Annotated in this window: 16 protein-coding genes; 8 read left to right on the top strand and 8 right to left on the bottom strand. The window is 71.3% G+C overall.

The genetic code is table 11. From position 1 onward, the window contains the following. Positions 1–46: 46 nt before the first annotated feature. From KME66_RS19795 to KME66_RS19785, 3 genes are read left to right on the top strand one after another with little or no spacing between them, the layout of a single operon-like run. On the top strand, positions 47–466 hold the full coding sequence (locus KME66_RS19795; protein WP_216324222.1) for a hypothetical protein: 420 nt from the start codon (positions 47–49) through the stop codon (positions 464–466). 52 nt (positions 467–518) lie between these two features. Further along, positions 519–2,690, top strand: a complete 2,172-nt coding sequence (locus KME66_RS19790; RefSeq protein WP_216324219.1) for a hypothetical protein — start codon at positions 519–521, stop codon at positions 2,688–2,690. Between the two features lies 1 nt (position 2,691). After that, complete coding sequence (locus tag KME66_RS19785; RefSeq protein WP_216324216.1) at positions 2,692–3,324, top strand: hypothetical protein; 633 nt, start codon at positions 2,692–2,694, stop codon at positions 3,322–3,324. Positions 3,325–3,416: 92 nt separating this feature from the next. Here KME66_RS19785 and KME66_RS19780 read toward each other — a convergent pair whose 3' ends face one another. Next, on the bottom strand, positions 3,417–6,011 hold the full coding sequence (locus KME66_RS19780; protein ID WP_216324212.1) for a bifunctional FO biosynthesis protein CofGH: 2,595 nt from the start codon (positions 6,009–6,011) through the stop codon (positions 3,417–3,419). 150 nt (positions 6,012–6,161) lie between these two features. Between KME66_RS19780 and KME66_RS19775 the strand changes: the two genes are divergently transcribed. Then, a complete protein-coding gene (locus tag KME66_RS19775; protein WP_216329487.1) occupies positions 6,162–6,986 on the top strand; it encodes an HAD family hydrolase in 825 nt (274 codons plus the stop codon). Positions 6,987–7,132: 146 nt separating this feature from the next. Here KME66_RS19775 and KME66_RS19770 read toward each other — a convergent pair whose 3' ends face one another. Genes KME66_RS19770 through KME66_RS19750 form a run of 5 tightly spaced genes read right to left on the bottom strand, consistent with a single transcriptional unit; the run spans position 7,133 to position 8,790 of the window. Then, positions 7,133–7,507, bottom strand: a complete 375-nt coding sequence (locus tag KME66_RS19770; RefSeq protein ID WP_216324209.1) for a hypothetical protein — start codon at positions 7,505–7,507, stop codon at positions 7,133–7,135. 11 nt (positions 7,508–7,518) lie between these two features. Continuing rightward, positions 7,519–7,917 carry a hypothetical protein gene (locus KME66_RS19765; RefSeq protein WP_073228091.1) on the bottom strand — a complete coding sequence of 133 codons (399 nt, stop codon included), beginning with the start codon at positions 7,915–7,917 and terminating at the stop codon, positions 7,519–7,521. Positions 7,918–7,946: 29 nt separating this feature from the next. Further along, positions 7,947–8,330, bottom strand: coding sequence for a hypothetical protein (locus tag KME66_RS19760; RefSeq protein ID WP_216324206.1), 384 nt, complete (start codon positions 8,328–8,330; stop codon positions 7,947–7,949). Further along, complete coding sequence (locus KME66_RS19755) at positions 8,327–8,533, bottom strand: hypothetical protein (RefSeq protein ID WP_216324203.1); 207 nt, start codon at positions 8,531–8,533, stop codon at positions 8,327–8,329. Before KME66_RS19755 ends, KME66_RS19760 begins: the two co-directional genes overlap by 4 nt. Then, entirely contained in the window at positions 8,530–8,790 is a 261-nt protein-coding gene (locus tag KME66_RS19750) for a hypothetical protein (RefSeq protein ID WP_216324200.1), read from the bottom strand. Before KME66_RS19750 ends, KME66_RS19755 begins: the two co-directional genes overlap by 4 nt. Before the next feature lie 106 nt (positions 8,791–8,896). On the opposite strand from KME66_RS19750, the gene KME66_RS19745 reads away from it, so the two are divergent. Next, on the top strand, positions 8,897–9,724 hold the full coding sequence (locus tag KME66_RS19745; RefSeq protein WP_216324197.1) for a helix-turn-helix transcriptional regulator: 828 nt from the start codon (positions 8,897–8,899) through the stop codon (positions 9,722–9,724). Continuing rightward, on the top strand, positions 9,721–9,930 hold the full coding sequence (locus KME66_RS19740; protein WP_216324195.1) for a DUF397 domain-containing protein: 210 nt from the start codon (positions 9,721–9,723) through the stop codon (positions 9,928–9,930). Before KME66_RS19745 ends, KME66_RS19740 begins: the two co-directional genes overlap by 4 nt. An 84-nt stretch (positions 9,931–10,014) precedes the next feature. On the opposite strand, the gene KME66_RS19735 is transcribed toward KME66_RS19740, so the two are convergent. Continuing rightward, on the bottom strand, positions 10,015–11,499 hold the full coding sequence (locus tag KME66_RS19735; protein ID WP_216324193.1) for a penicillin-binding protein 2: 1,485 nt from the start codon (positions 11,497–11,499) through the stop codon (positions 10,015–10,017). Positions 11,500–11,607: 108 nt separating this feature from the next. After that, the gene (locus KME66_RS19730; RefSeq protein ID WP_216324191.1) at positions 11,608–12,453 is read right to left on the bottom strand and encodes an LLM class F420-dependent oxidoreductase; all 846 of its coding nucleotides are present in this window, start codon (positions 12,451–12,453) and stop codon (positions 11,608–11,610) included. Between the two features lie 242 nt (positions 12,454–12,695). Here KME66_RS19730 and KME66_RS19725 point away from each other — a divergent pair, with 242 nt between their 5' ends. Then, on the top strand, positions 12,696–14,255 hold the full coding sequence (locus KME66_RS19725; protein WP_253208414.1) for a CehA/McbA family metallohydrolase: 1,560 nt from the start codon (positions 12,696–12,698) through the stop codon (positions 14,253–14,255). 56 nt (positions 14,256–14,311) lie between these two features. Continuing rightward, the gene (locus KME66_RS19720) at positions 14,312–14,797 is read left to right on the top strand and encodes a sel1 repeat family protein (protein ID WP_073228067.1); all 486 of its coding nucleotides are present in this window, start codon (positions 14,312–14,314) and stop codon (positions 14,795–14,797) included. Positions 14,798–14,838: the final 41 nt, after the last annotated feature.

The following is a 14,838-nucleotide window of genomic DNA, read 5'->3' as shown; positions in this document are numbered from 1 at the left end:
GGGCGAAGGATCCACAGTCGGGCGAGCACCGGGGGACGGTCGGTTCATGGCATGGGACGAATGGGAACAGCTCAAGAGCGACGCGGCGCAGCGGGCCTCGGCCCCGATGCAGCTCAATGGGGCACCGCCCGGCGACGGCGGAACCGGCGACCTGGTCGTCCATGACGACGAGCTGGGCAGGATGGGCAACACCGCCTACGAACTGCGCCAGAAGTTCGGCGTCGACAGCGATCACGCCCGCCCCAGCACATTCACCGCGTCGGTCGACCTGTTCAACGACGGGCTGGACATGGGTGCGGCTCTGACCGAGCTGCACGACGCGTGGAACAGCCAGACGAAGACGCTCAAGGACGCCTGCGCCCACATCTCCAACCACTTCGACTACACCCGCGCGCAGCACGCCAAGGACCAGGTGCAGGTCGCGACGAGCATGCCGGTGTCCAAGATCGACAGCTACATAAAGTAACTTCCGCAAACCGGGAAGATCCGGTGAACAGCACACGGGGGCTGCGCAGCACATGGCGACCGAGACGATGACCGCGCAGGAACTGACGGATCTGCGCCTGGGCACACTCGACACGGCGGTCACGGACTGGGAGGCCATGTCCAAGCGCCTCAAGACGCTCTCCACCGGGGAGGGCGGCGGGGTGAACGCCAAGCGGCTCCAGACGGAGGCGAACGCCGCCGACTGGAACGGCGTCAACGCCACCGTCACCAAGAGCTTCGTCACCAAGACGGCCGTCGAGTTCCAGGACGTGGCAGGTCAGGCCACGAGCGTGCTCGGTATCCTGCGCGACGCCAGCGCGGCGTTCAAGAAGCACAAGGCCGACCTGCGCACGGTGATCGACGACGTCGCCAAGCGGAACATCTACATCAACGCCAAGGGCGGGGCCGTCGCCTCCGTGCCCTCGGGCGCCGCAGCGGGCAACGGGGACATCCCCACCCCCAGCGACGAGGAACTCGCCGTCGCGGAACGCCGGGTGAAGCGGGTGCTCTGGGAGGCGAGCGAGACCGACCGCATCGCGGCCCGCGCCCTGCGCGCCCTCGCCAGGAACAAGCACGACTTCACCGGCGACGGCCCCGGCGGGCTCAAGGAGGCCGACGACCGCCAAGGCAGGGCAGACGCTGACTACTGGGCCAGGAAGGTGCAGCGGAGCGACCCCGGAGAGTGGAGCGACAAGGACGTCGAGCGTTTCAAAGAGACGCTGGCCGATCAGCGTGACAACCCGGCCTTCAGCGAGCGGTTCGCCACCACACTGGGCGCGGAGGGCACACTCCAGTTCTGGCGGGATCTCGCAGCTCCACCCGGTGGCGCGGTAGAGGGTGAGCGGGCCAAGGTGCTGGCCCAGGTCCAGGACAACCTGAGCATGACGCTCGCCACCGCATCACACAGCGACAGTCCGGCCATGGAGAACTGGAAGCGGGACGTGATCGCCGCCGGGGACAAGCCGTTCCCCATCCAAAGCCTTCCCATGGGGCCGAACGGCTTCCAGGTCATGAGCAGCCTGATGGGCAAGGGCAAGTTCGACGACGCCTTCCTCAGCGACTACGGCACGGCGCTGGTCAAGCACGAGCGTGAGTTCCCCGGCGACCCGGAGGTCGCCTGGCGCGACACGGCCAACCTGAACTACCCACCGACCGACGAGCCCAATGATCCCTTCGCCGGCTTCATGGAGGGCCTCGGACACAACCCCGAGGCCTCGCTCGAATTCTTCAACGACTCCGTCGAGGCCAAAGGCAAGGACCTCGACAACTGGGACTACCTGGTGGCCAAGGGTGACGGCGCACGGGAATGGCCGGTGGGCGAGGACGGCAAGCCACTCGGCCATGACGCGTTGGGCCATGCTCTCGAATCGGCGACGATCGGCGTCCCGCACGGCTCGGACGCGACACCGCCCGAGCACTCGGCCGGCAGCGCTGAGCTCGTCCATCGGATTGTTTCGGAGTTCGGCAGGAACTCCGACCGGTTGGACGAGTCCCCGATGAACGACAGCTTCGGGAACATCACCGCGGAGTACATGCGGGATGTCCAGGACGGGATGAACGGCGATCGCGAGATCAAGACCTACGGGAACAACGCTCATCTCGGCGACCTGCCCCGTGGCCAGCTCAAGGACTTCATCGCGCAGGTGGGCAAGGACCCCGACGCATACGGCGCGATCATCAACTCTCAGCAGGCGGTCACCACCGAACTCATCAACGAGGGCTACCACGACAAGGCCAAGTACGCGGAGTTCTCCGAGGAGATCGCCAACCGCGTCACACCCGGCGCCGAGATCGCGGGCATCATGGCCGAATCCCGTACCCAAGCCGTGTACGACGACAAGATCGCCTCCGACGCGGAGTTCAACGAGAGCCTGACGACCGCGGACAAATGGGCCGGACGAGCCATCGACATGGGCCTGTCCCGGTTCCCCGTCGCGGGCGATGCGGCCGGAATCATCATCGAGGACATCCGGGAGGCAGTGATCGAGCACTACACCCGCGATTCCAGTGAGCAGGCCGGGCAGGACCGCAGCGACTTCCTCGAGGATCAGCGGAGCAAGTCCGCAGATGCGATATATGACGCCACTTACCAGGCGGCCATCGAATCCGGAACCGATCCGGAGAACGCAAGGAGCCAGGCCGATTCGGCGGCCCGCGAAGTGCGGGTCGGCTACGGAATGGGCCGGCAGCGAGCAGGGAGCTGACGTGGAAGACAGTTCCGGGGGGACGACCCCGAGGAGCAAGGGCCACAAGGCTCTCGTCGTGGCCTTGGGTGCCCTCGTCGCCGCCGGGGCGGGAGTGGCGCTGTTCCTGCCGGACCAGAAGCCGCAGGTCGCCGTCCCGGACCGGGTCTGTCAGGGCACTGTGCCCGGTGAGCATGTGACGGCGTTCCTATCGCCTACCGGCGAACCGTTCGAGGAAGTGCGCTCGACCAACTTCGCCGCGGGCGCTTCTCAGGGACTCGGGACGTGCGAACTGTCGGCCGGGGGCCAGGATCTCGCGATCAGCTACCGTCGTATCCAGGACCCGGAATTCACCACCGAGACCGTTGCGCGCCATGCCTCCAGACCCGGCAATGCCCCGATCTCCCTGGGGTCGGCGACGGGCTATGTCGGCCGGTACAAGGCCGCGCTCTTCGCCCCTTGCCCCTATTCCGAGGGCAGGGACGATCTGCTGGAGGTCTCCATCCAGGTCGGGGAGACATCGGAGATCAAGGGGCGGACCGCGAGGGTGGAGGCCTCACAGCTGACGGCCGACGCAGCACGAGCAGTCGTCCGCCACGTGGTGGGCTGCGAGGGAGGCACGGAACTTCCGGACTCCACGCCGGAGTTCGACTGACGCCGACGCGATCGCCGCCATGGGCTGCTAAGCGAGGAGGAGGGGGCGGCCCGCGCGGGGAAGCGCAGCCCCCGCCCCCTCCCCCAAGCTCCTCAGCTCGGCAGCACCGGCAGCAGGTCCGGCAGGTGTCCGTCCGACGCCGTGGCCGCCGCGACGCGTTCGGGCGGGACCTCGCCGTAGAGCGTCGTCCGCGGACGGGACGGGCGGCCCGCCAGGTCGGCGATGGCCTTCAGGTCCTGGATGGAGCGGTACGAGCCGTAACTCGACCCCGCCATGCGGGAGATGGTCTCTTCCATCAGCGTGCCGCCCAGATCGTTCGCGCCCGAGCGGAGCATCTCCGCCGCACCCTCCGTGCCGAGCTTCACCCAGCTCGTCTGGATGTTCGTGATGTGCGGGTGGAGGAGGAGTCGCGCCATCGCCGTCACCGCACGGTTGTCGCGGTCCGTCGGCCCCGGGCGGGCGATGCCCGCCAGGTAGACCGGGGCGTTGGTGTGGATGAAGGGGAGCGTGACGAACTCCGTGAACCCGCCCGTCTCCTGCTGGAGTCGGGCCAGTGTGCGGAAGTGGCCGAGCCAGTGCCGGGGCTGGTCGACATGCCCGTACATCATCGTCGAGGACGAGCGCAGGCCCACCTCGTGCGCCGTCCTGATGACCTCCAGCCAGGTGGCCGTGGGCAGTTTGCCCTTCGTGAGGACCCAGCGGACCTCGTCGTCCAGGATCTCCGCCGCCGTCCCGGGGATCGAGTCGAGTCCCGCTTCCTTGGCGGCGGTCAGCCAGTCGCGGATCGACATGCCGGTGCGGGTGGCCCCGTTGACGACCTCCATGGGGGAGAACGCGTGGACGTGCATACCGGGGACGCGCTCCTTCACCGCCCGCGCGATGTCGAAGTACGCCGTCCCGGGCAGGTCCGGGTGGATCCCGCCCTGCATGCAGACCTCGACCGCCCCGACGTCCCACGCCTGCGCCGCCCGGTCCGCGACCTGGTCCAGGGAGAGGGTGTACGCGTCGGCGTCCGTGCGGCGCTGGGCGAAGGCGCAGAAGCGGCAGCCGGTGTAGCAGACGTTGGTGAAGTTGATGTTCCGCGTGACGATGTACGTGACCTCGTCGCCGACCACGTCCCGGCGCAGCGCGTCCGCGATCCGGCACAGCTCGTCCAGCGCCGGGCCGTCCGCGTGGAGCAGGGCGAGGGCCTGGTCGTCGGTGAGCTTCGTCGGGTCGTCGGCGGCCTGGCTCAGCGCCTGGCGTACGTCGGCGTCGATCCGGGACGGGACCATCCCGGGGGCCGCCGCCTCGCGGAGCGCCTCCCAGTCCCCGTACACCTCGTCGAAGTCGTCACGGCGGTCGCCCGTGCGGCCCTCGGTGTCGATGGTGGCGTGCAGGTCGGTGCGGCCGGAGGAGGTGAACCCCTCGTCCGGCTCCTGCCAGGGCAGGCCGGTGGGCAGTGCGCCTTCCCGGGCGAGGCCCGTCTCCGGGTCGGCCAGGGCGCGGACGTGCGGGAGGAGCCGGGGGTCGAGCCACGGCTCGCCGCGCTGGATGAACTCCGGGTAGATCGTGAGGCGTTCGCGGAGCTGGAAGCCCGAGTCCGCCGTCTTCCGGGCCAGTTCGTCGATGTGCGGCCAGGGGCGCTCGGGGTTGACGTGGTCGGGGGTGAGCGGCGAGACCCCGCCCCAGTCGTCGATGCCCGCCCCGATGAGGAGCGCGTACTCGGCGTCCACCAGGTTCGGCGGGGCCTGGATGCGGGCGGAGGGGCCGAGGATGTGCCGGGCCACGGCGATGGCGGCGGCCAGCTCCTCCAGCTCGGCGTCGGGCATCCCGCGCATCGCCGTGTCCGGCTTGGCGCGGAAGTTCTGCACGATGACTTCCTGGATGCCGTGGTAGGCGCGGGCCGTCTTCCGCAACTCGAACAGGGAGTCGGCGCGCTCCTCGTACGACTCGCCGATCCCGATCAGGATGCCGGTGGTGAAGGGGACGTTGGAGCGTCCCGCGTCCTCCAGCACCCGCAGCCGTACGGCCGGTTCCTTGTCCGGCGAGCCGTGGTGCGGGCCGCCCGGCTCGGACCACAGGCGGGTCGCCGTCGTCTCCAGCATCATCCCCATCGAGGGGGCGACCGGCTTGAGGCGCTGGAGGTCGGTCCAGGTCATGACGCCCGGGTTGAGGTGGGGCAGCAGGCCCGTCTCCTCCAGGACCCGGATCGCCATGGCGCGTACGTACGCGAGGGTGTCGTCGTACCCCTCCGCCTCCAGCCACTCCCGCGCCTCCGGCCACCGGTCCTCGGGGCGGTCGCCGAGCGTGAACAGGGCTTCCTTGCAGCCCATCGCCGCACCCTCGCGGGCGATTTTCAGCACCTCGTCGGGGGACAGGAACATCCCGTGGCCCGCGCGGCGCAGCTTTCCGGGGACGGTGACGAAGGTGCAGTAGTGGCACCGGTCGCGGCAGAGGCGGGTGAGCGGGATGAAGACCTTGCGGGAGTACGTGATCACGCCCGGCCGGCCCGCGGCCTCCAGGCCCGCGTTCCGGACGCGGGCGGCGGACGCGGCCAGATCCTTCAGGTCGTCGCCGCGCGCCTGGAGCAGGACGGCGGCCTCGGTCGCATCGAGGGCGACACCGTCACGGGCGCGTTTGAGCGCGCGCCGCATGGCGTTGGAGGTGGGACGTCCGCTCTGAGGGTCGGGATCGGGATCGGTCATGAACCGAGCATACGAGCGAGGCGCCCGCTCCGGATCAGGGCCTCGGTGGAGACCCCGCAGGCCGGGAGGTGGCCGTGGTCACCCGTGCGGGCCGACTCACCCGGACGTTCACCGGTGGACGGCCTCCGCGCGCCTAAGGTCGGGACGATGATGGAAACGATCGTCCTCGACATCGGCGAAACCCTCGTACGCGACGACCGGCACTGGGCGTCCTGGGCCGACTGGCTCGGCGTACCACCCCACACGCTCGGGGCACTGGTGGGCGCGGTCGTCGCCCAGGGCCGCGAGGCCACGGACGCGCTGCGGATCCTGCGGCCCGGCATGGACGTCGAGGCGGCCTGCCGCGCGCGGGCCGCCGCCGGGCGCGGGGAACACCTCGACGAGTCGGACCTCTACCAGGACGTCCGGCCCGCACTGGGCGAACTGCGCTCCGCGGGCGTGCGGGTCGTGGTGGCGGGGGACGGCACGGTCCGGGCCGGGGAGTTGCTGCGGGCGCTGGACCTGCCCGCCGATCTGGTGGTCACCGCCGACGAGTGGGGCGTGCGCAAGCCGGACCCGGAGTTCTTCGCGCGGGTGGCGGAGGCGTCCGGCGCGGCCCCGGAGGCGACGCTGTACGTGGGCGACCACCCGGCCGACGACCTGTTCCCGGCCGCCGCGGCGGGGCTGCGGACGGCGCATCTGCGGCGCGGACCGTACGGGCACTGGTGGGCGGACCACCCGGACGTGGTGGAGACGGCGGACTTCCGTATCGACGCGTTGACGGAGTTGGCGGGGCTGGCGGGGTCGGCGGAGCCGGCGGGCTCCGGTGGTACGTCCTCGGGTCCGGCCTCCGTGGAGCCGGACGCACCGGCGGCCCGGGACGCGGCGGAGGACTCGTGCGCACCCGCGGCCCAGGACACCGCGACAGCCCCGGACGCCTCGAAGGACGAGGGCCTGAAGGTCGTGCGGCGGGGAGCGCTGAGGTCGGTTCGCTAGCTCGCCAGAGGGTGCCCCCGCACTCCCCCGCACCCGGTCAAGGGCGACCGGGCGGCGAGGGCCGCGACCGGGCGGCGGCTGCGGTCGGGCGGCGGGGCACAGACCCTCGGCTGTGCGAGGGGGCGTCCGTCGCTCCAGCGGTGCGGCTAGCGGAACAGGTGGGGATGCTGCCGGGCCAGGTCTTGTGTGATGGCTTCGTCGGTGGGATCGGTGATGTCCCAGCTGTGGCCGGGTGGGTGTCCGGCGAAGAGTCCGCATGCGTGGTCGGTGTCCCGGGGGTCGAGGGCTGCGCACCAGGAATGCGGCAGGAGCCGGGCCCGGTGCGTGTGCCAGTGGGCCCAGACGGCGCTTCCCGGCCGTCCGCCCTCGTCCCAGAGCATGGTGGCGTGGTCGCCGTCGTGGTGCTCGCCGAGTTCGCAGAGGATGTGTCCGGCCTCCGGGCGGTGGTGGCCGGGGGCCGCCGTCAGGGCGAGGACGTGCGCCGGGGGCGGCAGCAGGGCGATGGCGGTGCACTGGTTCATGGGGTGCGGGGTCACCCTTCGGGGGAGTCGTCGGTGGTGAGGTGCTGTGCGAGCAGGTCGCCGAGCGGGTCGGTCACGTCCCAGGAGTGGGGCGGGGTGTGGTGGTCGGCGTAGGCGCAGCGCTGGAGGGGGCCGGAGTCGAGGTGGCGCAGGACGGCGGGGCACCAGGGGGCGAGGGTGGTGCGGTGGGTGCGGTCGGGTGCGCTGCCGGTCCAGAAGAACCACAGGGCCGGTGCGTCGGGTGTCCGGCCCGGGATGAGGTGGGCGGCGTGTTCGGGGTGCCGGTCGTCGTGCGTGCCGAGTTCGCACAGGACGTAGGGCTCGGGGTTGTCGGGGGTGTCCGTCCCGGGGGCCGTGAGGCGTGCCACGGCGTCGGGCGGCAGCAGCGTGACGGCGGTGCACTGGAGCACGGGAGTCAACTCCGTTTCGTGGCAGGGGTTTACCGGTCGGCGGGCGAGCCGCGCCATCCTGCGAGGGTCAGGCTCAGTCCGACGGCGGGGTCGAGCACGGTGAACAGGGCGGGGAACCCGGCCTCCAGGGCCCGTATCGCATGGTCCTGGCACGGGCCGTGGGTGGCCCAGCGGCGCAGCGCTTCGGGGGCGTGCGCCCCGTGGAAGCGGACCGTCCGTACGTCGCCGGCCGGCAGCCGTACGGGCTCGGGTGCGAGGGGCAGCCCGTGGCTGTTGGCCAGGCGCAGGGCCTGGCGCCGGAGCCAGAGGAGGGCAAGCCGCCGGTTCCGTACGGTGACCCCGCCGAGCGAGGCGGACCGCTGACCGTCGGAGACGGTGACCTCGGCGGCGTACCCGGTGACGCGCCGCGTCATGTGGACGGCCCGGGTTCGCCGTGCAGGATCAGCGCCCGCAACCGGTCGGCCGCCGCCTGGACCTCAGCGACGACGGCGGCGCGGTTGGCGAAACGGTCCCGGATGGCCGCGTCCAACTCGGCGCAGAACAGCGCTCGGTAGGCCGGATCGGACTCGATGCGCACGAGTTCGGCGAGGGGGTGCGGGTGGGGGCGCGGGTTCACAGGACCTCGCCCCGGCTGCGGGCGTTGAGCCGTGCGGTACGGGCGCGGAGCTGCTCCATCAGGAGCGCGGGGCGCAGGTGGCGGGGCTCGGCCTCCCACTCCGCGCCGCCCCCGACGGGCCTCAGGGACCAGTAGGGGCCGGCGGCCCCCCGGAACTCGCCCACACGGTCGGCGCGGCTGGTGTCGACCATGAGGGTTCCGGGGGCGGGAAGACCAGAGGGTTCCTGGATATTCGGGCACACGTTCTCGCCGTCCATCGATCGCTCCTCTCCGTAGCTGTTCGGCTACCGGGGCGATTCAGCGTGACCTAGGGTCGATACGTCTTCAACCTGCGAGTTTTGCTCAGAGAGTTAGGGCTTCGGCATGGTGAATCGCAAGCAGCTCGATCCCGAGGACCCGGATGCTTCCTTCGGGTTGCAGTTGAGGCAGGCCAGAGATGCGCGTGGCTGGACGCAGGATGAGTTAGCCGGTCGCATGGGGTGCTCGGGGACGCATATCTCGGCCGTGGAAACTGGTCGGCGTTCTCCGACTCCACGCTTCGCGAGAAGTGTTGACAGGGCGCTGGGGACCGGCGACAAGTTCAGCCGCATGGTCCAGGCGATGAAGGACCTGACCTTGCTGGAGGGCTTCCCGGAGTACGTGAGGTACGAAGGCCGGGCGGTGGAGATCAGGCTCTACGAAGTCGGCATCATCCCTGGGCTGTTGCAGACCCCGGAGTACGCGCGGGTCCTGGCCGACAGTGCCGTACGGCGGGGAGCGATCACACCGGAGCAGGCCGATGACCGTGTGTCCTACCTGGCGGAGCGCCAAGCGGCCCTGGTGCGGCCGAATCCGCCCATGCTCTTCGTCACCATGGACGAAAGCTGCATTCGCCGCCCGGTGGGAGGCCCCGCCGTCATGAACGCCCAGCTGGACCGGCTGATGGAATTGGCCGAACTGCCCAACACACTGCTTCAGGTGGCTCCGTACGAGATCGGAGAGCAGAGGACGTTCGATCTGCCGGTCAACATCCTGACGCTGCCGGACCGGTCAGTGGTCTGCTACGCCGAGTCGCAGACTCAGGGGCATCTTGACCGGGAAAGCTCGTTCGTCCTCCCCATGTTGACGGCCTACCATCAGCTTCAGGGCGCGTCGCTGTCGCAGACGGCGTCGGTGGCCAAGATCAGCCAGCTGCGAAAGGGCACCCCGTGACGACCGAATCCCCCCGATGGTTCACGTCCTCGTACAGCAACAACGGCGGCAACTGCGTCGAGGTCGCCGCCGACCTCACCGCCACGCACGGCATCGTCCCCGTCCGTGACTCCAAGGTCGTCGACGGCCCCGTGGTCACCGTCCCCGCCACCGCCTTCGCCGCGTTCGTCGCAGGCGTACGGAGCGGGACGTTCGACACCCTCTGACACACGGAACAGCAAGATGCCCCACCGTGCACGCCAGGTGGGGCATCTTGCTGCTCGGCCGCCCGTCTCCAGAACGGGCACGGCTCAGTCCCCCAGCACCGCCTGCATCACGCTCTTCGCGATCGGGGCGCCGAGGCGGCCGCCCGAGATGTCCGAGCGGGAGATGTCCATGTCGGTCGGGTCGATGAACACCGCGACCGCCACCGAGCGGCCGTCGTCCTTCTTGCCGTAGCTGACGAACCAGCCGTACGGGACCTTGTCGCGGACATCCACACCGCGCTGGGCGGTGCCCGTCTTGCCGCCGACCGTGACACCGTCGATCAGGGCGCGCTGGGCGCTGCCCTCCTTCGCGGTGTGCTCCATCATCTCCTGGACCTTCTTCGCCGTCTCCGGCGAGACGGCCTGGCTCATCTCCATCGGCTCGTTCTTCTCCAGCGTGGAGAGGTCCGGGCCGCGCAGTTCGTCGACGATGTAGGGCTGCATCAGCTTGCCGTCGTTGGCGAGGGCCGCCGTGACCATCGCCATCTGCATCGGGGTGCTGGTCAGACTGCCCTGGCCCATGCCCGTGAGAGCCGTGCCGGGCTTGTCGAGCTTCTCCGGGTAGAGGCTCTTCGTGGCGAGCATGTCGCCGAACTCCTCCGCGTACACGTCCTCGTTGAAGCCGAACTTCTCCGCCGTCTCCCGCATCCGTTCATCGCCCAGTTCGGCGGCGGCGTCGAGGAAGACGTTGTTGCAGGAGTACTGCATGGCGGTCTTCATCGAGGCCTTGTCGCACACGGCGTCACCCGCCTCGCTGCCGATCTTGTTCGAGGAGAGCGGCAGCGGGTACGGCGAGACGGCGTCCGTGCGGGCGTCCACATCGGTGACCACGCCGTGCTCCAGCGCCGCCGCGGCCGTGAGGATCTTGAAGGTGGAGCCCGGCGGGTACGTTTCGCGCAGCGGGCGGTTGGCCAGCGGCTTGCCCTTCTTCTTCTCCAGCGCGGTGAAGCGGTCGCTCTCCTTGAAGGAGATGCCGGCGAAGACCTCGGGGTCGTACGAGGGCGTGGAGACCAGCGACAGCACCTTTCCGGTGCTCGGGTCCAGGGCGACCACCGCGCCGCGGGCGCCCAGGTCCGTCAGCCCCTTGTAGGCGGCCTTCTGCGCCTTGGCGTCGATCGTGGTGATCACGTCACCGCCGCGCCGGGGCTGACCGGTCAGGACGTCCTTGGCGTGCCGGAAGGCGAAGCGGTCGTCCTGGCCGCTGAGGACGCTGTCGTAGGTCCGCTCCAGCAGCGAGGTGCCCCGGGACTGGGAGGCGTACCCGGTGACGGGCGCGTACATCGGACCGTTCTTGTAGGTCCGGATGAACGCGTAGTCCCGGCTGTCGGTCTCCTTCGACCCGGTGATCGCCTTGCCGCCGACGATGATGTCGCCGCGCGGGGTGGAGAACCGCTCGAACCTCACCCGGGCGTTGTGCTCGTGCTGCGCCAGCTCCTGGCGGTCGACGTGCTGGAGCCAGTTCGCCCGCAGCAGCAGGGCCAGCACCAGCAGCCCGCAGAAGATGGCTATGTGCCGCAACGGCCTGTTCATTCCACTCCCCACCCGGGCGGGCCTGCGGCCCGCGTATAGCGATCCCCGGTGAACAAGGATGCCCTGTACCCCGGCGCGGTTGCACCGCTGGCCCCTGGGAGGCCTTTCTCACAGGTACGCGGCGTACGCGTCCAGGGTCCGCAGCACCTCCGGTTCGTCCGCCGAGGGCAGCTGGAGCACGACCTCCCCGATGCCCAGCTCCGCGTAGTGGGCGAGCTTCCCGGGGCTCGGCAGGACCGCGTACGGAACCACCTGGAGGCCCTTCGGGTCACGCCCGGCCTCCTCCCAGGCCGCCCGCAGCTTCGGCAGGGACTCGGTGAGGCCCCCGCCGCCGATGGGCAGCCAGCCGTCCGCGTACTGGGCGATGTGCGTGAACAGCTTCGGGCCCGCCCCGCCGCCGATCAGCGTGCGCGGGCCGTTGACCGGGCCGCGGGGCCGCTGGACCGGCTTCGGGTGCGCCTCGCTCGGCTGGACCGACCCGAACGCCCCCGCGTACCCGGCCGGCTCGTCCGCCCACAGGGCCCGCATCAGCGCCATCCGGTCCCGGACGCGGTCCCGGCGCGTCGGCCAGTCCACCCCGTGGTCGGCGGCCTCCTCGACGTTCCAGCCGTAGCCGACGCCGAGGGTGAACCGGCCGCCGGAGAGGTTGTCCAGGGTGGCCGCCTGCTTGGCGAGGTCGATCGGGTCGTGCTGGGCGACCAGCGTGATGCCGGTGCCCAGGGCCAGGCGCTCGGTGACGGCGGCGGCCTGGCCGAGGGCGACGAACGGGTCCAGCGTGCGGCCGTACTCGCGGGGCAGCTCGCCGCCCATCGGGTACGGCGTGCGGCGGCTCACCGGAATGTGCGTGTGCTCGGGCAGGTACAGCCCGCCGAACCCCCGCTGCTCCAGCTCGCGCGCGAGCCTGACCGGGGTCACCGTCTCGTCGGTGAGGAAGATCGTGGTGGAAATCCGCATCGAAGCCGCCTCCGTGACACTCCGTGGTCGCCGCCGTCGTCTCGCTCGGCGTCCTGTACGTCGTCCTGCTGTCCTCTACGTCGTCCTGCTGCTCTGCCGCCCTGCTGTCCCGCTGTTCTTCTGTCTGTCCTTCTGTCCTTACTGTCTGTCCTTCTGCCCTGCTTACGTCGTCCCTCTGTACGTCGTCCCTGCGAAGCGCCAACGTAAGCCGTATGCCGTCGAAATCCGAGACCGTGTCGGCCATGAACGCCACCACGAACACCGCCATGAACCGGCGCGGCCTCCTCGCGGCGACCGCGGCCACCGGCTTAACCTTGGCCCCCGTGAGCTTCGCCCGAGCCGAGGACCGTCCCGGTCCCGAGGGTCTCCACCGCACCCGGACCGTGCGTGGGACGCTGCCCGTCGGAGCACCCGACTACGTGTACCTCCCGGTCGACGTCCCGCGCGGGGTGGCCGAGCTCGCCGTCTCCTACGCGTACGACAGGCCGCCCGTCCCGCCCGGCACCCAGGGCAACGCACTCGACATCGGCCTCTTCGACGAACGCGGAACGGCCCTCGGCGGGCGCGGCTTCCGGGGCTGGTCCGGCGGGGCGCGCACCTCGTTCTTCGTCCGGTCCGACGCCGCCACGCCCGGCTATCTCCCCGGTCCCGTACGCCCCGGGACCTGGCACATCGCCCTGGCCCCCTACACCGTCGCCCCCGAGGGCCTCCCGTACGAGGTGACGATCACCCTCCGTTTCGGCGAGGCGGCCCCCGCCCCCGCACCGGCCCACCCGCCCGAGCGGGCCAAGGGGCGCGGCCGGGCCTGGTACCGGGGCGACTGCCACGTCCACTCCGTCCACTCCGACGGGCGGCGCACCCCGGCCGAGGTCGCGGCCGCCGCGCGGGCCGCCGGGCTCGACTTCATCAACAGCAGCGAGCACAACACCACCTCCGCGCACGCCGCGTGGGACGGGCTGTGGGGCGACGACCTGCTGATCCTGACCGGCGAGGAGATCACCACCCGCAACGGGCACGTGCTCGCCGTCGGCACCGATCCGGGCGTCTTCGTCGACTGGCGCTACCGGGCCCGCGACCACCGCTTCGGCCGGTACGCGCACCAGGTCCGCCGGGCGGGCGGACTCGTCGTGCCCGCCCATCCGCACGCCACCTGCATCGGCTGCGCCTGGAAGTTCGGCCTCGCGGAGGCGGACGCGGTGGAGGTGTGGAACGGGCCCTGGACGCCGGACGACGAGGTCGCTCTCGCCGCGTGGGACAACACGCTGGTGGCCGCCGTACGGGACAGAAGCGACGGCGACGGCCGGCCGGGGCGCTGGCTTCCCGCGATGGGCAACAGCGACGCCCACCGCGAGCCGGACCGGGTGGGCCACCCGCAGACCGTCGTCCTGGCCGAGTCGCTGTCGCGGCGGGCGGTCCTCGCGGGCATCCGGGCGGGCCGCTCCTACCTCGCCGAGTCCGCCGCCCTGAGCCTCTCCTTCGCCGCCGTGGACGGGCGCGGCCGGCACGCGGGCATCGGCCGGCGGCTGCGGGCGGCGGCCGCCGCGCCCGTGACCGTCCGGCTGGAGGTGTCGGGGGCGGCCGCCGGCTGCACGGTACGCCTGGTCACCGACCAGGGGGTCCTGCTGACCACCCCGCTGCCCGCCTCGGGCGCGGGCGTGGTGGAGTGGCGTACGACCCCCGCCCACGCCGCGTACGTGCGCGCCGAGGTCCGGCACGCCCCGTCCGTTCCGGGGCTGCCGGGCGCGTTCGCGGCGCTCACCAATCCGGTCTTCCTCGACGCGGACGCCGGTACGGCGGGCTGAGGAGCGGGAAGGGTCGAAGCACGGGCGGCCACGAGGCCGGGCGGAGAGGAGCGGGCATGGGACCGGGAGTGGGGCCGGGACGGGGGCTGGGGTACTTCCTGTTGCCCGCGGGCGGCGCGCTGAGCCTGACCGGCGTCGTCACCGGCAGCGGCACGCTGATCAGCCTGAGCTGGATCATGTGGGTGCTCGGGATCCTGCTGGTCCTGGGGAACCGCTACCGCCGCCCCGCCGATCCGCGCGAGCTGGCGGCGGCGGCCGCCGCCGGGGACGCGCGGGCGGTGCGGAGGCTGCGGACGCTCGCCCTGACCGCACGGGCCGAGGGCCGTCCCGACACGGCCGAGCGGCTGCTGCGGCAGGCGGTGAAGGCCGGTGACACGGAGTCGATGTGGGAGCTGGGCCGCCTGGTCGAGCAGCGCGAGGGCCTGGCGGCGGCGCGGCCGTGGTTCCGGATGGCGGCGGAGCGCGGGCACGCGGTGGCCAAGCGGCTGTTCCGGCCGGGCGGCGCCCTGCACCCGGACGGGGCGGAGGACCCGGCGCCGTAGGGCCGGGTGCGGCCCTACGGTCCGGCGGGGGCGGGTCCGTC

Origin of the sequence: Streptomyces sp. YPW6 (assembly GCF_018866325.1) — a bacterium.
Classification (GTDB): domain Bacteria; phylum Actinomycetota; class Actinomycetes; order Streptomycetales; family Streptomycetaceae; genus Streptomyces.
This window is presented reverse-complemented; position numbering and strand designations above follow the sequence as displayed.